The 17,860-nt window shown below is 64.0% G+C and carries 18 protein-coding genes and 1 riboswitch; of the genes, 9 read left to right on the top strand and 9 right to left on the bottom strand.

Translation table 11 applies throughout. The features are described 5' to 3' along the window. Window positions 1–5: 5 nt before the first annotated feature. Entirely contained in the window at window positions 6–797 is a 792-nt protein-coding gene (locus JJ959_RS03715) for a fatty acid desaturase (protein ID WP_292879923.1), read from the bottom strand. 291 nt (window positions 798–1,088) lie between these two features. On the opposite strand from JJ959_RS03715, the gene JJ959_RS03710 reads away from it, so the two are divergent. From JJ959_RS03710 to JJ959_RS03695, 4 genes are all read left to right on the top strand, one after another. After that, the gene (locus JJ959_RS03710; protein WP_292879922.1) at window positions 1,089–1,952 is read left to right on the top strand and encodes a helix-turn-helix transcriptional regulator; all 864 of its coding nucleotides are present in this window, start codon (window positions 1,089–1,091) and stop codon (window positions 1,950–1,952) included. Next, complete coding sequence (locus tag JJ959_RS03705; RefSeq protein WP_292879921.1) at window positions 1,949–2,752, top strand: PhnD/SsuA/transferrin family substrate-binding protein; 804 nt, start codon at window positions 1,949–1,951, stop codon at window positions 2,750–2,752. Before JJ959_RS03710 ends, JJ959_RS03705 begins: the two co-directional genes overlap by 4 nt. 75 nt (window positions 2,753–2,827) lie before the next feature. Then, window positions 2,828–3,532 (top strand): glutathione S-transferase N-terminal domain-containing protein, encoded by a 705-nt coding sequence (locus JJ959_RS03700; RefSeq protein WP_292879920.1) that lies wholly within the window; start codon window positions 2,828–2,830, stop codon window positions 3,530–3,532. 10 nt (window positions 3,533–3,542) lie between these two features. Beyond that, the gene (locus JJ959_RS03695; RefSeq protein WP_292879919.1) at window positions 3,543–4,091 is read left to right on the top strand and encodes a carboxymuconolactone decarboxylase family protein; all 549 of its coding nucleotides are present in this window, start codon (window positions 3,543–3,545) and stop codon (window positions 4,089–4,091) included. Window positions 4,092–4,379: 288 nt separating this feature from the next. Here JJ959_RS03695 and phnE read toward each other — a convergent pair whose 3' ends face one another. From phnE to phnC, 3 genes are all read right to left on the bottom strand, one after another. After that, complete coding sequence (gene phnE / locus JJ959_RS03690; protein WP_292879918.1) at window positions 4,380–5,300, bottom strand: phosphonate ABC transporter, permease protein PhnE; 921 nt, start codon at window positions 5,298–5,300, stop codon at window positions 4,380–4,382. 77 nt (window positions 5,301–5,377) lie between these two features. Next, complete coding sequence (phnD, locus tag JJ959_RS03685) at window positions 5,378–6,394, bottom strand: phosphonate ABC transporter substrate-binding protein (RefSeq protein ID WP_292879917.1); 1,017 nt, start codon at window positions 6,392–6,394, stop codon at window positions 5,378–5,380. Between the two features lie 34 nt (window positions 6,395–6,428). Next, window positions 6,429–7,289, bottom strand: a complete 861-nt coding sequence (phnC, locus tag JJ959_RS03680) for a phosphonate ABC transporter ATP-binding protein (RefSeq protein WP_292879916.1) — start codon at window positions 7,287–7,289, stop codon at window positions 6,429–6,431. Window positions 7,290–7,561: 272 nt separating this feature from the next. Here phnC and JJ959_RS03675 point away from each other — a divergent pair, with 272 nt between their 5' ends. Next, window positions 7,562–8,233 (top strand): DUF533 domain-containing protein, encoded by a 672-nt coding sequence (locus JJ959_RS03675; protein ID WP_292879915.1) that lies wholly within the window; start codon window positions 7,562–7,564, stop codon window positions 8,231–8,233. A gap of 14 nt (window positions 8,234–8,247) precedes the next feature. On the opposite strand, the gene JJ959_RS03670 is transcribed toward JJ959_RS03675, so the two are convergent. From JJ959_RS03670 to JJ959_RS03650, 5 genes are all read right to left on the bottom strand, one after another. Continuing rightward, window positions 8,248–8,703 carry a MaoC family dehydratase gene (locus tag JJ959_RS03670; RefSeq protein WP_292879914.1) on the bottom strand — a complete coding sequence of 152 codons (456 nt, stop codon included), beginning with the start codon at window positions 8,701–8,703 and terminating at the stop codon, window positions 8,248–8,250. A 10-nt stretch (window positions 8,704–8,713) separates the two neighbouring features. Continuing rightward, a complete protein-coding gene (locus JJ959_RS03665) occupies window positions 8,714–9,772 on the bottom strand; it encodes a tartrate dehydrogenase (RefSeq protein WP_292879913.1) in 1,059 nt (352 codons plus the stop codon). Between the two features lie 137 nt (window positions 9,773–9,909). After that, window positions 9,910–11,145 carry a M48 family metalloprotease gene (locus JJ959_RS03660; protein WP_292879912.1) on the bottom strand — a complete coding sequence of 412 codons (1,236 nt, stop codon included), beginning with the start codon at window positions 11,143–11,145 and terminating at the stop codon, window positions 9,910–9,912. After that, window positions 11,142–11,534, bottom strand: coding sequence for a hypothetical protein (locus JJ959_RS03655; RefSeq protein WP_292879911.1), 393 nt, complete (start codon window positions 11,532–11,534; stop codon window positions 11,142–11,144). The genes JJ959_RS03660 and JJ959_RS03655 overlap by 4 nt, the downstream gene beginning before the upstream one ends. Continuing rightward, window positions 11,531–13,021 carry a CHASE2 domain-containing protein gene (locus tag JJ959_RS03650; RefSeq protein ID WP_292879910.1) on the bottom strand — a complete coding sequence of 497 codons (1,491 nt, stop codon included), beginning with the start codon at window positions 13,019–13,021 and terminating at the stop codon, window positions 11,531–11,533. The genes JJ959_RS03655 and JJ959_RS03650 overlap by 4 nt, the downstream gene beginning before the upstream one ends. A gap of 223 nt (window positions 13,022–13,244) precedes the next feature. Continuing rightward, window positions 13,245–13,347, top strand: a riboswitch (TPP riboswitch). A gap of 83 nt (window positions 13,348–13,430) precedes the next feature. Between JJ959_RS03650 and JJ959_RS03645 the strand changes: the two genes are divergently transcribed. From JJ959_RS03645 to JJ959_RS03630, 4 genes are read left to right on the top strand one after another with little or no spacing between them, the layout of a single operon-like run. Continuing rightward, entirely contained in the window at window positions 13,431–14,546 is a 1,116-nt protein-coding gene (locus tag JJ959_RS03645; RefSeq protein ID WP_292879909.1) for an ABC transporter substrate-binding protein, read from the top strand. Between the two features lie 18 nt (window positions 14,547–14,564). Beyond that, window positions 14,565–15,458: a branched-chain amino acid ABC transporter permease gene (locus JJ959_RS03640; protein WP_292879908.1), complete on the top strand. Its 894-nt coding sequence runs from the start codon at window positions 14,565–14,567 to the stop codon at window positions 15,456–15,458. Further along, the gene (locus JJ959_RS03635; RefSeq protein ID WP_292879907.1) at window positions 15,451–17,106 is read left to right on the top strand and encodes a branched-chain amino acid ABC transporter ATP-binding protein/permease; all 1,656 of its coding nucleotides are present in this window, start codon (window positions 15,451–15,453) and stop codon (window positions 17,104–17,106) included. The genes JJ959_RS03640 and JJ959_RS03635 overlap by 8 nt, the downstream gene beginning before the upstream one ends. Further along, on the top strand, window positions 17,103–17,822 hold the full coding sequence (locus JJ959_RS03630; protein ID WP_292879906.1) for an ABC transporter ATP-binding protein: 720 nt from the start codon (window positions 17,103–17,105) through the stop codon (window positions 17,820–17,822). Before JJ959_RS03635 ends, JJ959_RS03630 begins: the two co-directional genes overlap by 4 nt. Window positions 17,823–17,860: the final 38 nt, after the last annotated feature.

The following is a 17,860-nucleotide window of genomic DNA, read 5'->3' as shown; positions in this document are numbered from 1 at the left end:
TCCATTCAGCGAAACGGATGCACCGGGCTTTCCTTCATGCGGAAGAGCCAGCGCCGGGCAATCTCGCGATATCCCTGATAGACACACCCTCCGCCAGACGTAGCGCCGAGGCGCCGGACCGCCTCGTACTCCGGCAACCGATACCAGGGAAGTCCGGGCCTCGTGTGATGGGCGACATGCAGATTGTTGTTCAGGAACAGCAGCGCGAAAGGCGCCTCCGCCTCCACGATTGCGGTCCGGCCGTCCGGCTCGTGCGCCGCGTGGTGCTCGGCAAAGGAGCGCAACAACAGCAATCCCGTCCCCGGATAGGCAAAGCAGAGGATGTAGGTAAATAGCGGCATCTTGCAGACCAACAGGAGCCAGGCCAGCAGCACCGCGACGCAGCAGAGATGCAGCCCCCATGCCGTCCAGCGGCCTCCGCCGCGTAGAAAGGCCGCCGCCTCGCGGCCGAGGAAGAGCGCGGAGACGAACAGAGGCCCGATCACCAGCCGCCCCGCGAGCGTGTTCACCGCGCGATGCAGGAGACGCCGCGGCGTCGAATAAAGCGCCCATTGGCCGCGCGTCACATAGAAGGACTCGGGATCCTCGATCGGGTCGGTGAGAAACTCGTTCGCGTGATGCTTCAGATGACTGTCCCGGTAAATCCCGTAAGGCACCCAGAGCATCAGAGGCAGGCCTGCAAGCAAGGCGTTGAGCCGGCCGATCCGGGTCGGATGACCGTGGATCGCTTCATGCTGGTAACTCGCATGCCAGGCAACGAGGAACGCTCCCGCCAAAGGGAGAAGCCATCCCGGCATATCGGCATGCCAATAGGTCACGGCCGCGAAGAGACCGTGAATGAGAAACCAGAGCAGGACAGTCGGCCACTCGACAGGAGGTATGGGGCGCCTCTCGCCCCCAAGACACCGGGCCGTGACGTTCCCTTCGAGAGGCAATCTGTTCAAGGATCTTTCAAGCATGCGGCCACGCTAGGCCCGTACGCCGCACTGCAACAACAGGCGTTTGCGCTATTTTTGCCCCATTTGTTGACTAATCGCTTCTTATGGTGATAATTTTCAACACCGCTGAATTCTTGCCCTGAGACGCCCTTGGACCGTCGAGACACCGTAGAGATTTTCCGCACCCGGCTTGCCGAGAGTATGGAGCGCGCCGGAGTGAACCGGTCCGGGCTGGCGAAGCGCATCGGCGTCGACCGCTCGACGCTGTCGCAGCTGCTCTCGGCGGAGAACGACCGGCTGCCCCGCGCCGACACCGTGGCCGCCATCGCCGCCGCCCTGCAGGTCAGCCTCGACTGGCTGCTCGGCTTGACACAGCAGGAACAGCTCGGCGCCGAGATCCTGCAGCGTTCGCTCCACATCACGGAGGCCTCGCGCGCGGCGGCGGACCGCAATATCGCGGAATGGCATGCCGAAGCCGTCGGCTACAAGATCCGCTATGTGCCAGCGAACCTTCCCGATCAGGTGAAGACGCCGGAGGTACTGGCCTACGAACACGGAGCCGTCGAGGCCTTCGAGCGCGACAGTGCGATCGAACGGACGGAGGAGCGGCTCGCCTATACCCGCCGGCCTGAGACCGACATCGAGATCTGCATGCCGAGGCAGGCGCTCGACGATTTCGCCCGCGGCGCAGGTATCTGGTCCGAACTCGCGCCGGGCCACCGGCTGGCTCAACTCGAACATATCCTGAGCCTGCACGAGGAACTCTATCCGAGCATGCGGATCTATCTCTTCGACGGGCGCGTGGTCTATTCCGCACCGCTGACGATCTTCGGACCGCTGCGCGCCTCGCTCTATCTCGGGCAGAGCTTCTTCGTCTTCAACACGACGGAGCATATCCGGACCCTGACCCGCCATTTCGACCAGCTGATCCGCGACGCCGTCGTGCAAAGTCACGCCCTGCCGGACTATATCCGCGGACTGATCCGTACGTTTCCCGAAGGCACAGCTGAATGATCGCCTCTCTCGACATGTACGACCTCCCCGAGATCCGGGAGGCGACCGACGCATGGTGGGCCGCCCTCGCCCGCGGATTCGAGGCCGAGGGGATAGCCGGCATACCGCAGAAGCGGACCCGGTTTGCCGAAGAGAGCGACGCCTGGACGCGTCCCGATCTCTTCTTCACCCAGATCTGCGGCTATCCGCTGCGCAAGTTTCACAGCCGGGCCCTCACGGTCGTCGGCACGCCCTGCTACGCAGCCGAGGGCTGCACCGGTGCGCGCTACAGCAGCGTTGTAATCGTCCAGCGCGGCGCCGGGATCAGATCGCTCGGCGCACTGAGGGGACAACGTCTCGCCTATAACAATGCGCATTCGCAGTCGGGGGTCAGCGCCGTCCGCGCACTGCTTGCCGAAAATGGCGCCGGCCCTGGGTTTTTCGGCGATGCGATCCGGAGCGGCGGGCATCGAATGAGTGTCGCACTGGTCTCGTCCGGAGAAGCCGATACCGCTTCGATCGACTGCGTTACCTGGGCTCTGCTGCTGAAACATGCGCCAGAGGAATGCACGGAAGTCGAAGTGCTGGCGCGGACGCCGGACGCCCCCGGCCTGCCCTATGCCGTTCCGGTCGGAACGTCTCCCGGGGTTCTTGCAAAGATCCGCCGGGGCCTCGCCCGCGCAGTCGCCGATCCGGCCGCCGCGGACGCACGCGCAGCCCTGCTGATCGACGACGTCGCGCTCCTTTCCGATCACGATTACGTGGAAATCGACGAAATCGAGACCCGTGCCGCCGCACGAGGGCTGCCTTCCCTCTTCTGACCTTGTTGCCTCATGCAAGGCGGGGCAAGATCCGCCGCGACAAGAAGACAACGCCCAGAGGGAGGGAGCCTCGCCATGGCCATCACATTCTACGATCTGTCCGCCAAGAACGGTGCCCGCTTCAGCCCCTTCGGCTGGCGCGCCCGCATGGCGCTCGCGCACAAGGGCCTGGAGGCCGGCGCGACGGTGGAACATGTGCGCTTCGGGGAGAAGGAAAAGCTCGAGTTCAGCGGCCAGAAGCTGGTCCCTGTCCTGCAGGACGCGGACACAGTGGTCTGCGACAGCTGGGACATCGCCTGCTATCTCGAAGACAAATACCCGGACGCTCCGAGCCTCTTCGGTGGCGAGGCCGGCCGCGGTGCGGCGATGTTCGTCAACGAGTGGGCAAACCGGGCGATCAACCCGCTGATCGCCGGCCTCATCGTCCATGACGTCTATCTCGCCTGCGACGAGCGCGATAAGCCGTATTTCAAGGAATCCCGGGAAGCGCGCTTCGGCAAATCTCTGGAAGAGGTCCAGAAGGGCCGCGAGGACCGTCTGCCGGACCTCCACAAGGCCCTGGCGCCCGCCCGCGCAGTGATCGAGAAGCAGCCCTATATCGGCGGCACCGGTCCGAGCTATGCCGACTATGCGCTCTTTGGCAGCCTGATGTGGGCCCGGATCTCCAGCTCTTTCGAGCTTCTCCCTGAGAGCGACCCGCTCTGGGCCTGGCGCGAACGGCTGCTCGACGCCCATGACGGCGCCGCCCGCAAGGAAAAACCCTGCGCCGACGCTGCCTGAGGAGTGAGAGATGACCCGCGTTCCCGCCCTCAAGCCCGAAGACATGGATGACGCCCAGCGCGCCATCCATGACGCCATCCTCAACGGTCCGCGCGGCAGGGTGGAAGGCCCGCTGAAGATCTGGCTGCACAGCCCGGCACTGGCCGACAAGGCACAACAACTCGGGCAGTTCGCCCGCTTCGACAGCTCGCTCGAACCGCGGCTCTCCGAACTTGCGATCATGGTGACGGGGCGCTTCTGGGGCGCGCAGTTCGAATGGTCGGTGCACAAGCCCTTCGCGCTGAAGGCGGGAATTTCGGAAGCGGTCCTGGATGCGATCCGGGACCGCCGCACCCCGCCCTTCGAGAAGGAGGACGAGCGCGTTGTCTATGACGTCTCGCGGGCCCTGCACGAAACCCACAGGATCGGCGATGCGCTTTATGCGGAGGCGCTCAAGGTTCTCGGACAGAAGCGGCTGATCGATCTCGTCGGCGTGCTCGGCTACTACACGCTGATCTCGATGACGATCAACGCCTTCGACGTCCCGCTTGAAGGCGACCAGGTAGCGGAACTCGACTGAGTTCCGCGGCCTACGGCACAACTTTCGAGATTCAGGGCAAAACCGTATTAAATTATTTTTCGAAATCAGAATTGGTTAACATTGCGTTAACCTGACCCACCCGCTATCCTGTCACCATTGGATAGGAGGCGGACAATGACTACCGTTTCGATTGTACTTCTGACGTGGTGCGCCGTCGCCGTGATAGGCGGAATTCTTCTCGGCCGGGGGATCCGGGAGAACTGAGCCTCGCTTCGCTCTGCGCGCCCGGACTCGTAAAAGTAGCAGATTACTCGCACCGGCCTTTGGTCAAACAGGCCCTGTTCTCAGTACGATTTCAATCCCGATAACGATCGCGGCCAGAAAGGCGAGATAACCGGCGAACCGGATATGTTCCTCGCCGTCGATCACCACCTTGCGCAGCCGCGCGCCGAAAATATCGAACAGAGATACCGTCAGCAGGATGATCAGCAGGATCGCCGCACCGGCCGCATAGTCGAAGCCCCTCAGCGCTTCAGAAAGCGACATCCCGATTCCGCCCGCTCCGACAATCCCGAGCACCGTCGCCGAACGCACGTTGGCCTCGAAGCGGTAGAGCGAGAACGAGATCCAGAGCGGCAGCACCTGCGGGATCACACCGTAGATAATTTCCTGCAGACGGGACGAGCCGGTTGCGCGGATGCCTTCGACCGGCCGCGGATCGATCGCCTCCACCGCCTCCGAGAAAAGCTTCGCCAGCGTGCCCGTGGTGTGGATCGTCAGGGCCAGCACGCCCGCGAGCGGGCCGAGCCCGACGGCCGCGACGAAGATCAGTGCGAAGACCAGTTCGTTGATCGCGCGGAAAGCGTCCATCAGCCGGCGCACCGGAAAATGCAGCCAGGCCGGCACCAGATTGGCCGAGGACATCAGGCCGAACGGCACCGCGAGCAGGACCGAGAGGAACGAGCCCCAGACCGCCATCTGAACGGTCTCCAGCATGAGATCCAGATAGGTCCGCCAGTAGCGGAAATTCGGCTCGAAGAAGTCGCCGAGCAGCATCGCCATATTGCCGCCGCCGGTGAGAACCTCGCCGATCCGGTGCATGTCCGACGGCACGAAGCTCCAGACCAGCATGACGAGGAAGGCACCGCGCAGGAGCCAGTCGAAGACCTGTTCCTGACGGGTCCGGCCCGGAACGTCGATCTCCGCGAGACGGGGTGCGGCGGCGACACCTGCGGCAAGGTCTGTCATGAGCTGGCTCCTGAAATGAGAGCGGGGGCCGCCGGCCCCCGCTGGTGAACGGCCTGGAGATATCCGGGCCGACGGGATTACATACGCGGGCGAGCAGCCGCCGCGGCACGGATCGCCTCGAGTTTCTTGTCGATCGCGGCGATCTTTTCCTTCTTTTCGCCCTTCGACATGGTCTCGTCGCCCTCGATGGACATACGCTGACGGATCTGGTCCATCTCGTAGAACGGCCAGAGCTGGGCATTTGAGGACGGCACGAACGGACCCATGTCGATCATCGCCAGCGTCTCGCGCGCATTTGCGACTTCAGCATCGGTGCCGAGGCGGCCGTAGGTCATGAAGAAGGACATGATCCTGGCCTTCAGATCCTTGTTGAGTTCCGGGCGCCAGGCCATCGGATCGGAGGCGATCAGCGGGGAGCGCCAGATCTCCTTAACCTCGGCGAAGAGCTCCGGGCGGGCCTTCTTCAGGCGCTTGTAGAGGCCGCCGGAAGAAGCGACCGCCGCATCGACCTGCTTGGTCGCGACGGAGATCAGGTTGGTCTCATGGTTCGCGTTGCGCACCGTCTTGAAGCAATCCTTCGGGTTCACGCCTTCCTTGGCGAAGACAAACGTCGAGGGCACCAGGAAGCCGGAGGTCGAGTTCGGGTCGCCGAGACCGAAATTCAGGGTCTTGTCGCATTTCATGACGTCTTCGTAGGTCAGGCCGGAGTCCTTGTGCGTGACCATCACCGACCAGTAACCCTGGTCGCCGTTGGACTCGGTGGTCTGTGCGAAGATCTCGGCGCCGGCGCGGTCGACGGCGACCATGCCCGACTTGTTGCCGTACCAGGCGATATCGACCTTGTCGAAACGCATCGCCTCGATCACGCCGGCATAATCGGCTGCGAAGAACGGCTTCACCGGCATGCCGAGCGAGCTTTCGAGCGCCTTCAGGAACGGCCCCCACTTCTCGCGCTGGGCGGAACTGTTCTCGGTGGCGATGATCCCGAAATTGATCTCTTTCGGGTTCTCCCGGTCGGCGAAGGCCGGGACGGCGCTCGTGGCGAGGCCGGCGGCCAGCACCGCGGCGGCGGTCAGGCGGGTCATGATGGTCATCGGATCAGCTCCTCTTGGCTGCTGGGGGCATGTCTCAGGCGGAAGCAACGAGACGCTGTTCCGCCTGCTCATGGGCGGCCGCGAAATCCTCAGCATCGGGGAGGATGAGTTCCTCGCTCGCCTCGCCATAGATTTCGCGAAGAAAGTCTGTGGTCAGGTCGTGCGACGGGCCGTCGAAGACCACGCGGCCGTCGCGCATCGCGATGGTGCGCCTGCAGTAGCGCCGGGCGTATTCAACCTGGTGTAGGGAGACGAGCACCGCCGTCCCCTCGCTGCGGTTGATGTCGGAGAGAATCTCCATCACCCGACGGGCGGAAGCCGGATCGAGCGAGGCGATCGGCTCGTCGGCGAGGATCGCTTCAGATTCCTGAACCAGACAGCGGGCGATGGCCGCACGCTGCTGCTGGCCGCCGGAAAGCGTTGCGGCGCGCTGGCGCGCGGTGATCTCGATCCCGACACGGGAGAGCGCCTGCATCGCGCGCTGCTTCTCCGGATGGGAGAACTGCATCAGCGTCCCGCGCCATTTCGGCATACGGCCGAGCCGGCCCGCGAGCACGTTGGTCAGAACGGTCAGCCGCGGGACCAGATTGAACTGCTGGAAGATGACGCCGAGGCGCCGCCGTATCCGCGCGACATCGCGCGAGAGCTTGCCGCCCGCCTGCACCTGCTCGCCCAGCACAGCGATCTCGCCACCCTCCTCGCCCCTGTTGGCGACGACGAGGCCCGCAATATGACGGATCAGGGTGGATTTACCGGAGCCGGAGGCGCCGATCAGCGCTACCATCTCGCCGGCACCGATCTCCACCGAGACGTCGACAAGCGCGCGACGGCCGTTCCCGAAGGTCTTGGAGACGTTCCGGACCTGAATGGCTGGATGGTTCTGAATGTCTGTCATGCGGCCCCTTCCCGAGGACCGCGACATTACTCAGATGATTTGACCGGCACGCCGCAGGAACATGACCGTTTCGGGACTCGCAAATGACAGTAAATCCACAATTTGAAACCGAAGAGTCGCCATGCGGTCACGATCGGCGCCCACCCCATTGAGACCAAATCCTCCTCTCCCTATCTGAACACCGGTATCGACATCAGAGGTGAGGCATGAATCCGCAGACTCTTCTTGAACAGTTTCTTGGCTCCAATGCAGCGCAATCTGCAGGAAATGCAGTGTCCGGTGCGCGAGACAAGCTCGCCGGCAGCGGAATGACCGGCGTCGCGGGAGGACTCGCCGCCGGCGGCCTGCTCGGCGTCCTGATCGGCAACAAGAAGATGCGGAAAAAAGTCGGGAAGGTCGCCGGCGGCGTGGTGGGCTACGGCGGTGCGGCCGCGCTCGGCGCCCTTGCCTACCGCGCTTATCAGAACTGGCAAACCGGACAGCAGGCGGCGCCGTCTCCGGCGGCGCAAACCGCCCAGCCCGCGCCGGTCACTGCATCTCTTCCGCCGGACTCGGCTTTCCTTCCCGCGAACGCTCCGGCGAGCGACGGCCGCCCGTTTGAACTTGCCCTGGTGCTCGCCATGATCGCGGCGGCGAATGCCGACGGGCATATCGATGCGGAGGAGCAGAAGCGGATCTTCGAGCGTGTGAGTGCCGCCGAACTTGATGCCGAGGATAAGGGATTCATCTTCGACGCGTTGAGCAAACCGCCGAGCCTGCAGGACATCTCGACGTTGGCCAACGGTCCCGAGCAGAGCGCGGAGATCTATCTCGCCTCACGGCTCTCGATCGACCCGGACCATCCGATGGAGCGCGCCTATCTCGAAGCGCTGGCCGCACGCCTCGCGCTTCCGGCCGACCTCATCGCGCATCTGGAGGCCCAAGTCGCGGCTGCGGAGGGCTAATCCGCCGCGTCGGCTCAGGCGGCCCCCTTGCGCCCGACGATCTGCGGGCACTCCATCGTCATGACCGCTTCGTCGTGCTGGTTGTAGGTCGTGTATTTGAAGCGCACGAAACCGCGGTCCGGCTTGGAACGCGACTCCCGCTTCTCCAGCACTTCCATCTCGACGCGCAGCGTGTCGCCCGGGCGCACCGGCTTCAGCCAGTGCAGATGGTCGATGGTGCCGGCGCCGAGATTGGTCGCCTGAAGCCCGTTGGCCTGCCAGGCGAGGCGGAAGCTGACCGCCAGCGTCTGGAAACCACTGGAGATGACCCCGCCGAAATGGCTCTCCTCGGCGTCCGGGACGCTGATATGGAACGGCTGCGGGTCGTACTGCCAGGCGAACTCGATGATCTCCGCTTCCGTCATCGTCTTGCGCTGGGAGCCGAGGACCTGGCCGATTTCCAGGTCCTCGAAATAGACGGGGTTCTGCATCGCCCGGGCCTCAGATCGCCGCGGCGATGGCGTCGCCGAGATCCTTGGTCGAAGCCTGGCCGCCGAGATCCGGCGTCTTCGGCCCGCCGCCCGAGATCACCGCCTCGCAGGCCGCGACGATGGCGTCGGCCGCTTCCTGGTGGCCGTGATGCTCCAGCAGCATGGCGCCGGACCAGATCTGCCCGATCGGGTTGGCGATGCCCTTGCCGGCGATGTCCGGGGCCGAGCCGTGCACCGGCTCGAACATGGAGGGATATTTCTTCTCCGGATTGATGTTGGCGGACGGCGCGATGGCGATCGAGCCGGCCACCGCCGGGCCGAGGTCGGAGAGGATGTCGCCGAAGAGATTGGAACCGACCACGACGTCGAACCAGTCCGGATGCAGGACGAAATTCGCCGTCAGAATGTCGATATGATACTGATCGGTCTTCAATTCCGGGTATTCCTTCGAGATCGCCGCGAAGCGCTCGTCCCAGTAGGGCATGGTGTGGATGATGCCGTTCGACTTGGTCGCTGAGGTTACCTTCTGCTTGCCCGTCCGGCGGCAGAGCTCGAAGGCGTAGCGCATCACCCGGTCGGTGCCGAGCCGGGTGAAGACGCTTTCCTGCATCGCCATTTCCCGGTCCGTGCCCTCGAAGAGCCGGCCGCCGATGGCGGAATACTCGCCCTCGTTATTCTCGCGCACGACGTAGAAATCGATATCCTCCGGCGTCCGGTTCGCGAGCGGGCAGGTCATGCCCTTCAGCATGCGGATCGGGCGGAGATTGACGTACTGCTCCATCTCGCGGCGGATCGGGATCAGCAGCCCCCAGAGCGAGACATGGTCCGGCACGCCCGGAAAGCCGACGGCGCCGAGGAAGATCGAATCGAATGCCTTCAACTGCTCGATCCCGTCGTCCGGCATCATCTTGCCGGTCTTGTGATAGCGCTCGCAGCTCCAGTCGAACTCGGTGAATTCGTACTCGATGCCGAACTTGGCACCCGCCGCCTCCAGGACCTTGATGCCTTCGGGGATCACTTCCCAGCCGATCCCGTCTCCGGGAATGACAGCGAGTTTCAGTTTCGACATTTGGGCCTCCTCCGCCTCATCCGTTTGTTTGGCCGGCATGATAGGCGGAGGATACATGATCCCGAAAGCGTCTCGGTGACGCGGGCTGTCTTTCCGGAGCGGAACAGCGCCGCCGGAGTGCCGGCACCGCCGCGCACCTATTTTTTCGCGTAGGTCTTGAGCAGTGTCTTGGCCTCGACGCTTGCCATGAATTTCCGGTAGAGCTCGGCATCCGCCTTCGGCCCCTTGCTCTTCTTGACCCCGAACTTTGCGGCGCCCCGCTTGTAGTGCACGGCGAAGTAATTCGCCATGAACTGTCCGCGCGCCTGGCCCGAGCGGTGTGTATGCTCCGTCTCCTCCTTGACGGCGAGCACACTGTCCTTCATCGCGCCGCCGAAGCCGTAAGAGTCCTGATCGCCCTCCTGCTTGCTGTCGGAGCCGCCGAAGCCGGAGAAGAAACTGGCAAAGGACGCTCCGCCTTCCTTGCCGGTCTCGGCATTCTGTTCTTCCGCCGTCTGCGAAGCAGCGATCCGCTGATCCGCATTTTCCATCGAACGGCGCACCGCCATGAAGGACATGCCCTTGGTCTCCCATGCCGAGACGGTATCGAGCGCGCCGGTCACATCCTTCGCGCCATAGCCGCAGCTCCGCAGGATATCCGCGCCGAGCATGTCCGCCTGGTCCTCCTGGAAGCGAAGCGCCGCGTTCTTCATGCGGTCGCCTTCCATGCCGATGCTGAGCACCGCACTCGCGTTCTTCAGCCCGGAGAACAGATTGCTCCCGACGGAACTCAGAAATCCGCCGTTCTGAACCTTGGCGATCCGCTGCTCGACATCCTTTATCGGATCTTCGTTGTGCTGCATCACCACATGCGCATATTCGTGCGCGATGAAGAACAGGATGTGCTCGGGGTCCTTGACCCGCGCGAAGAGCCGCGGATCCACCAGGATCAGCCCGCTCTTGCGTGCCTCGAGCACAAGCGCTCCGCTCTCGTCCTTCGGCCTGTGGGCGATCTTGAAATCGACAGCGACGCGCGGCAGGTCCGTCTCCAGCCGGTCGAGGCAGGCGCCGAGCAGCTTGCCCAGAAATCGCTCGGCTGCAGGTGCCGGGATGATCACGTTCCCGCTCTTCAGCGCGTCGATCTCGTCCGCTGCGCGCATTTTCTTCAGCGCCGCGGGATCAAGATTCACATGGCTGAACATCTCGCCATAGACCCGGATCAGCCGGTCTTCCGGCAGCTCTTGATCGAGAAGCTCCCAGCTTTCCTTGCCGTTTTTCTCGACCTTGACCCACCGGTCGCCGGTATTTTCGTCGGTCCAGATTTCCTTTTCCGCCGACGGGGCCGAAACGGCCGAGCCGATCAGGATGGCGCATGCCAGAATCGCGCCCCTCATTGCTTCGAACATCCCGCGCCGAAGCCGCGCCCGGTGCCGCTCGCCGCCGCCGAAGCGGAGGTAACCTTGGTGCGGCAATTCTTCTGGAACTCCTCATCGAGATTGGTCTCGACATCCTCCGCATAGATCAGGAATTTCCCTTCGCCGGGGATCTGGATCACATAGCCGGCGCCGTCGCCGACCGAGTCCTCGATGGCGATATGCTTGCCCTGGAGTTTGACGCGAAGGACGGATTTGACCGGTTCCTGCGTCTCGGGATCAAAGAGATTGAGTTCCTTGGGAATGACTTTCGAAACATGCGTCAGCTTGCCCGCGGCAACCGCGCCGGTGGCAAGGAATGTGGCGGCCACGATCCCCGCGGCCATGCGGGTGAATATGAAGTGCTTCATAATGTTTCTCCGGATAATTGGCGACCGGCCGGACGCACGACGGAAAGCGCCGTCGCCCGGAACAGAAAATCTTCCAGTCGTTTCAGGTAATAAGATCCCGTAAGACCACGGGCGGCCGCGATCAGGCCGTAAAGCCCGAACAGATTGGCCGGGGTAAGGCGCAGCCAGAAAACCTGCGCGATCGCAATCAGGATGAACACGGTCAGGTAGAAAGCGTTGGCGGTGCAAAAAATCACGAAGCGGCGGCGCAGGGGCCGGTCCTTGCGACCGAGAAACCGTCCCTCCGCAAACGACGCAAATGCATGAATGGTCGCCAGCAGGACGAACACCACATGCTGGACAAAGCCGGTATCGATCGTCAGGGACCGGAAAGACTCCGGCAGGTAAGGCACGGTGAGATCGAGCCGGGTCCTCAGATAGTCGCTACCATGGAGACGCAAGTTCTCCAGAGCCATCGCGTGGCGATATCCCGAGGAAACCGGCGGATTGACCGGCGGATCGACAAAAGCCGAAACCCCGAAAAGAGCCTGGCTGTAGATCACGTCCCTCCCGGCGATGCGGTCCTCCAGCTCGACGGCGAATGCGTCCCTCATATCCGCAGAAAAACCGTCGCGAAGCAGGTTCGTCGTGGATATCAGCGGCATGTAGGGACATGTTTCGTCGGGCCGCTCCCCGAACATGATCAGCTTGCCCACGGCGGCTTTCAGGACATCCCACTGGCTCTGCTTCGCCGCCGAGTATGTGCAACCTTTCAGAAATTCGTTCTTTTGCGAAGGGACCAACCCCCATTCGATCTGCATCGGTTCCCGGAAACCATCATCGAGCGCAAGAAATGCGTCCGCGTTCGCTCCGCAATCGCCGGCGAGACAGGCATCCCTGTAGAGACTGAAAGCAGGCGACAACAGGTGCCCGTCGCGGAGGTCGTAGGCGAGTTCCCCCAAGGGCGACGGATCAAGCCGCGTCGAAACCCCGATCGTGAGATTGCGCAGCTCCTCCCGCTGCTTCTTCCATTTCAGAACAGGTACATAGACCGGCACCTTCTCGGCCGCATAGCGCCGGAGAACCGCAACGAGGTCCTTCAGAGAGGGATCCCCGCGCCGGTCGATGAAGAAAAAATCGACGAAGACGGCTCGCGGACCGTAATTCAGTATTTCACCCAGAATGCGCGCATGATTGCCGTAGGCGATCGGCCAGAGCCAACCGTGCCGGTCGAGATCTTCGTCATCGACAAGCACCAAAGGCACGCTCTCACGCTCGGACGTGTCGTGAAACGGAGAGCTCAGCTGGTTCACAAGCTGGTAGGTGAGGCGGGAGGCGACCGGCCCAAGTCCGAAAAAGCCGGTATGCAAACCATAGAGGCCAAAAGCCAAAATCAGGGAGAGCCGGATCAGTCTCCTGTCGAGCCAGCGCGGGCACTTCGCCGGAAAACGGGGAGGATAGTCCTGCAGCAATTCAACGAACAGCGATCTGGTGACACACAAAGACATATGCACTCACCTTTCGTGAGCCCCTTTAACACTCTCCTCAATTTTTCCGCGCATATAAGGTTAACAAATCATGGCGAACTCGAAAGAACTTTCTCTTTCAACTTTCGGAAAATCCGCTCACTTTCTTTGCAAATCAATGCGATAAAGCCTCAAAAAATTTCGGGCCGCCGGTATCCCGCAGGGTGCTCCTTGACAAATCCCGGGGCCGTCCGCAGGTTGGGCCAAAGTGATGCTGGGGTGTTCCGGAGACCGATCCGGAACTGAGAGGATACCCATCGAACCTGATCCGGGTCATGCCGGCGCAGGGAGACGTCACCGGATCCGTAGACCGGGTCCACCCGTCGCATTTCCTCTCTCCCCGGTCGTGATGCAAGCCGTTCGCGAGAACGGACCGATTGGAGTGCCGGGAATGTTCCTGAAGAAGACTGCCATCGCCCTCGCCGCCATCCTCGCGGCCGCCGGCGCGGCCCGCGCCGAGACCGTGCCTGTGCTCGTCCCGATCACAGGGTTTCTTTCGCTTGAGGGGACATCGCAGCGCAACGGCGCGGTCATGGCCATCGATAAACTGGGCGCCGCGGAAGGTCTCGAAACCGAGGTGACCGATACCGGAACCACGCCGGAAGGCGCGGTCACCGCCCTCCGCCGCGCGCTCGCAGGAGAGCCGAGCGCGGCAATTTCCTCCATGCTCGGTACGCAGATGCTGGCGATGATCCCGATCGCCGACCGGGCGGGCGTGCCGCTGCTCACCGTCTCCGGTACGGCGAAGATCACGGAACTCGGCAGCGCGAACGTCTTCCGCTTCTTTCCCGGTGACAGCGTGGTGAAAGTCGCGCAGGCGCGATATGCGGTCGAGAAACTGGGCGCCAAGCGACCCGCCCTGCTCTATCAGACGACCGCCTACGGCCAGAGCGGCGCGGCGCACCTGAAGAAGATCCTCTCCGGTCTCGGCGCGCCGCTGGTGTTCGAGGAAGCCGTCGATATCTCAGTCAAGGACATGCTGCCGGTCCTGACGCGGATGCAGGCGGCTGACCCTGACATTCTGCTGTTGCATCTTCATTCGGGCTCCACCGCTCTCGTCATCCGCCAGGCGCGGGAAAGCGGCAACATGCTCCCGGTGGTCGCCGGCTCCGCGATGCACCAGCCGACCACGGCCGCGCTGCTGGAGGCGTCCCAGCTCAAGGGCGTCTGCGCCGAAAGCGCCTCCTCGCCGATTTCCGAAGCGGCCGGCCCGGTTGCCGACTTCACTGCCGAATACCGCGAGCGTTTCGGCATCGAGCCCGACGCGTTCGCATTGGCACAATATGACGGTGCCGCCATGCTGGTCGCCGCCAAAGCCGCCGGAGCAAAAAGTGCCGCAGAGGTGCGCGACTGGCTCGCCGCCAACAGCTTCGACGGGCTTGCCATGACCTACAAGTCCGACGGCACGGGCAACATGGCGCATGACGCGGTCGTGGTCTGCTATGACGGCAAGAGCCGCGTGCCGGCGATCGCAAGCCGGTACGAGAATGTCGACGGCTCCAATTAAAGAGCCGAGACTTCCCGCATGACGTCTCTCGCCCTCGCGCAGATCCTGCTGAACGGCCTCGCCCTCGGCGCGGCCTACGCCCTGATCGCGCTCGGCTTCGTCATCGTCATCAACGCCGTCGGCGCGGTCAATTTCGCCCAGGGCGAGCTCGTGATGGCAGGCGGCTTCGCCGCCATCGCGATTGCGCCCCTGGTCGGCGATGCCGCGGGGCTCCCCGGTCTTTTACTCCTGCCTCTCGTGATGCTGCTGATGGGCGGGCTCGGCGTCGGATTCGCCCATCTCGCCTACTTCCCGCTTCGCAAGAGACCGCGGGTCGCCGTCTTTGTCAGCACCATCGCAATCGGCCTCGTCCTGCAGCATCTGGCAAACGCCGTCTTCGGCGCCGCGCCGCGCGTCGGCCCGCCGCTGATCGCGGGCGACGGTCCGGTCGTCGGGGGGCTCACCCTTTCACTGCAACAGCTTGGCGTTCTGGGAAGCGCCGCGCTGCTGGTCTCCGCCACCGGCCTCTTCCTCGGCAGGACGCAGACCGGGCGGCGGATGCGGGCGGTGGCACAGGATCCGGAGATGGCCGCCGCCATCGGCATCCGCCCGGCACGCATGATTACCCTCTCCTTCGCACTGGCCGTCGCGCTCGCCGGTGCGGCCGGCCTGCTGCTCTCGAACCAGTTCTTCGTGAGCCCGAACGACGGCGGCCTCTTCATGCTGAAGGCCTATATCGCGGTGACCATCGGCGGATGGGGACGGCTCGACGGCGCCGTGCTGGGTGCCCTGCTGATCGGCCTTTTCGAGACCCTGGTCGCCGCCTTCACCTCCTATCTCGTCGCGGAAGCCCTGCTTTACGGCGTTCTTCTCGCCATGCTCGCCTTCCGCCCAAGCGGTTTGCTGCCGGAACGGGCCCGCACCCGTGTCTGACCGCCGCTCCCTGCTGCTCCTCGTCGGCGGTGCCGCGCTCACGGTCTATGCTGTGGCTTTCGCCGGCAGCTACGGTCATGACGTTCTCACGCGGGCCGGGATCTACGCCATCGCGGCGATCGGCTACCAGCTCGTCTTCGGCCGTCTCGGCGCGCTTTCCCTCGCACAGGGATGCTTCTTCGGACTCGGCGCCTATGCGGCCGCCCTGACCGCGCTCGATCTTGGCTTCGGCTTCCCGTTTACCGTGATTGCCGGAACGGCCCTGCCGGTCCTGCTGGCCGCGCTGATCGCGATCCCGGTGCTGCGCCTCGCCTCGCATTATTTCGCCCTCGCCACCCTCGGCATCGCGCAACTGACGCTCCTCGCGGCAATCAACTGGACCGAGGTGACCGGCGGCGCCAACGGCCTCTTCGGCATCCCTCAAATCTCGATTGCCGGTCTTCAGATCGGCTTCGGCCTGCCGCTGACGGCCTTTGTCTGGACCTGCGTTGCCGTTTCGCTCTGGATCTCGCACCGCCTCACCGCGGGGAGGCGCAGTCTCGCGGTCGAGACCTTGCGTGCAGCACCCAGTGCCGCGGCCGCCCTGGGTATCGACGGTGCCGCGATACGCTTCCGCTTCTTCCTCGCCAGCGCCGGTTTCGGAGGTTTCGCAGGCGCATTGCAGGCCCACGCGGTCGGCGTCGTCTCGCCCGACGTGCTGTCCTTCCACATCCTGGTCCTTCTGCTGGCGATGACGGTGATCGGCGGCCGGGATTCCCCATTGGGCGCGGTGCTCGGCGCGCTGCTGCTCGTGCATCTGCCGGAATGGTTCCGGGACTTTGCTGATTACTATCTCGTTGCGTACGGCGCGGCCTTGCTCGGAGCCATCATTTTCCTGCCAAACGGTCTCGCCGGATTGCTGCCGGAGAGACGGACGCCCAGGAGCGAAGCGAAGCTACCGGCCCCGCACCCCCGTCGCGACGCGGCGCTCTCTGTGGAACATGTTACAAAGCATTTCGGCGGTGTGGCGGCGCTGGACGACGTATCCATTTCCGTCGCTCCCGGCGAGATTGTCGGGCTGATTGGACCGAACGGATCCGGCAAGACGACGCTGGTCAACCTCATCAGCGGGATCGAGAAACCCGGCTCCGGCCGTATCCATTTCGGCAACGAGGATCTGACAGGCCGGTCCCCGGAAAGGATCGCCCGCACCGGGATCGTCCGGACCTTCCAGCACCCGCAGATCGCCCCCGGCCTCACCTTGGGCGACAGCCTTGAAGCGGTCGGGCCTTGTGATACGGAAGCGCTGCTCGCACGGGTCGGGCTCGGCGAGCGCGCCGGCGATCTCGCCGGAAGCCTGCCGCCCGCGGCACAAAAGCGTCTCGAGATCGCGCGAGCGCTCGCCACCGGTGCCTCGCTGCTCGCGCTCGACGAGCCGGCGGCAGGGATGAACGATATCGAACGCGCTGACCTCGCCCAGCTTCTCAAGGCTCTCGCCGCCGAAGGACATGCGATCCTGCTGGTCGATCACGCCATGGACTTCCTGCTGCCGCTCGCCGACCGAGTGGTCTGCCTCAGCGCCGGCCGCATCGTCGCGGAAGGGACGCCGAAGGAGATCGTGCAGGATCCGCGCGCCATCCGGGCCTATTTCGGGGAGAGCCCGTTATGAGTGCCGCGCTGCTTGAGCTTCGCAACGTCTCTGTCCTCAGAGGAGGCGGCATCGCGGTCGACAAGCTCGATCTCTCCGTCTCCGGCGGAGAGATCGTCGCATTGCTCGGCCTAAACGGCGCCGGAAAATCAAGCCTGCTGCGCGCCATCATGGGCCTGGAACAATCCGAGTCCGGTGCAGGGCGGTTCCGGGGCCGCGATCTCGGAATGCTTGCTACAGCCGACCGGGCCCGGCTCGGTATCGGTTACTGCCCTGAAGGTCGCCGTCTGTTCCCGGGCATGACTGTCTCGGACACACTGCATGCCGCGTGCCGTGCCCCGGCCCGAGAAAGAGCGGAGCGGATCGCGGAGATCACACGCCTGTTCCCGCTGCTCGATTGCATCCTGAAGCAGGACTGCTGGCGTCTCAGCGGCGGCCAGCAGCAGGTGGTCGCCATCGCCCGCGCGCTGATGTCCGCCCCGGAGATCCTGCTGCTCGACGAGCCCTCCCTCGGCCTTGCGCCGGTGATTTGCCAGGAGCTGTTTCCTGCGATTCGGCGTCTCGCCGACCACGGCGCTGGCGTCCTGCTGGCGGAACAGAGCCTGACCCACGCACTGTCGATCGCCGACCGCGTTGCCGTGCTGCACAGGGGCCGGCTGGTGCTCGACGCGCCGGTCGGCGGGGTCTCTCACGACCGCTTGAAACATCTCCTGCTTTCCGAGGGTGAACACGGCTGAGGCTTCGTCTATGCTCCGGGCGTTTCAAATCGCCTGCC

Origin of the sequence: Nisaea sp. (assembly GCF_017640745.1) — a bacterium.
GTDB lineage: Bacteria > Pseudomonadota > Alphaproteobacteria > Thalassobaculales > Thalassobaculaceae > Nisaea.
This window is presented reverse-complemented; position numbering and strand designations above follow the sequence as displayed.

Coding starts and splice junctions, on each gene's coding strand:
- JJ959_RS03645 (WP_292879909.1), top strand. CDS start 13,431: ATGTTCCTGAAGAAGACTGCCATCGCCCTCGCCGCCATCCTCGCGGCC.
- JJ959_RS03695 (WP_292879919.1), top strand. CDS start 3,543: ATGACCCGCGTTCCCGCCCTCAAGCCCGAAGACATGGATGACGCCCAG.
- JJ959_RS03670 (WP_292879914.1), bottom strand. CDS start 8,703: ATGCAGAACCCCGTCTATTTCGAGGACCTGGAAATCGGCCAGGTCCTC.
- JJ959_RS03630 (WP_292879906.1), top strand. CDS start 17,103: ATGAGTGCCGCGCTGCTTGAGCTTCGCAACGTCTCTGTCCTCAGAGGA.
- JJ959_RS03705 (WP_292879921.1), top strand. CDS start 1,949: ATGATCGCCTCTCTCGACATGTACGACCTCCCCGAGATCCGGGAGGCG.
- phnD (WP_292879917.1), bottom strand. CDS start 6,394: ATGACCATCATGACCCGCCTGACCGCCGCCGCGGTGCTGGCCGCCGGC.
- phnC (WP_292879916.1), bottom strand. CDS start 7,289: ATGACAGACATTCAGAACCATCCAGCCATTCAGGTCCGGAACGTCTCC.
- JJ959_RS03665 (WP_292879913.1), bottom strand. CDS start 9,772: ATGTCGAAACTGAAACTCGCTGTCATTCCCGGAGACGGGATCGGCTGG.
- JJ959_RS03655 (WP_292879911.1), bottom strand. CDS start 11,534: ATGAAGCACTTCATATTCACCCGCATGGCCGCGGGGATCGTGGCCGCC.
- JJ959_RS03700 (WP_292879920.1), top strand. CDS start 2,828: ATGGCCATCACATTCTACGATCTGTCCGCCAAGAACGGTGCCCGCTTC.
- phnE (WP_292879918.1), bottom strand. CDS start 5,300: ATGACAGACCTTGCCGCAGGTGTCGCCGCCGCACCCCGTCTCGCGGAG.
- JJ959_RS03660 (WP_292879912.1), bottom strand. CDS start 11,145: ATGAGGGGCGCGATTCTGGCATGCGCCATCCTGATCGGCTCGGCCGTT.
- JJ959_RS03640 (WP_292879908.1), top strand. CDS start 14,565: ATGACGTCTCTCGCCCTCGCGCAGATCCTGCTGAACGGCCTCGCCCTC.
- JJ959_RS03715 (WP_292879923.1), bottom strand. CDS start 797: ATGCCGGGATGGCTTCTCCCTTTGGCGGGAGCGTTCCTCGTTGCCTGG.
- JJ959_RS03650 (WP_292879910.1), bottom strand. CDS start 13,021: ATGTCTTTGTGTGTCACCAGATCGCTGTTCGTTGAATTGCTGCAGGAC.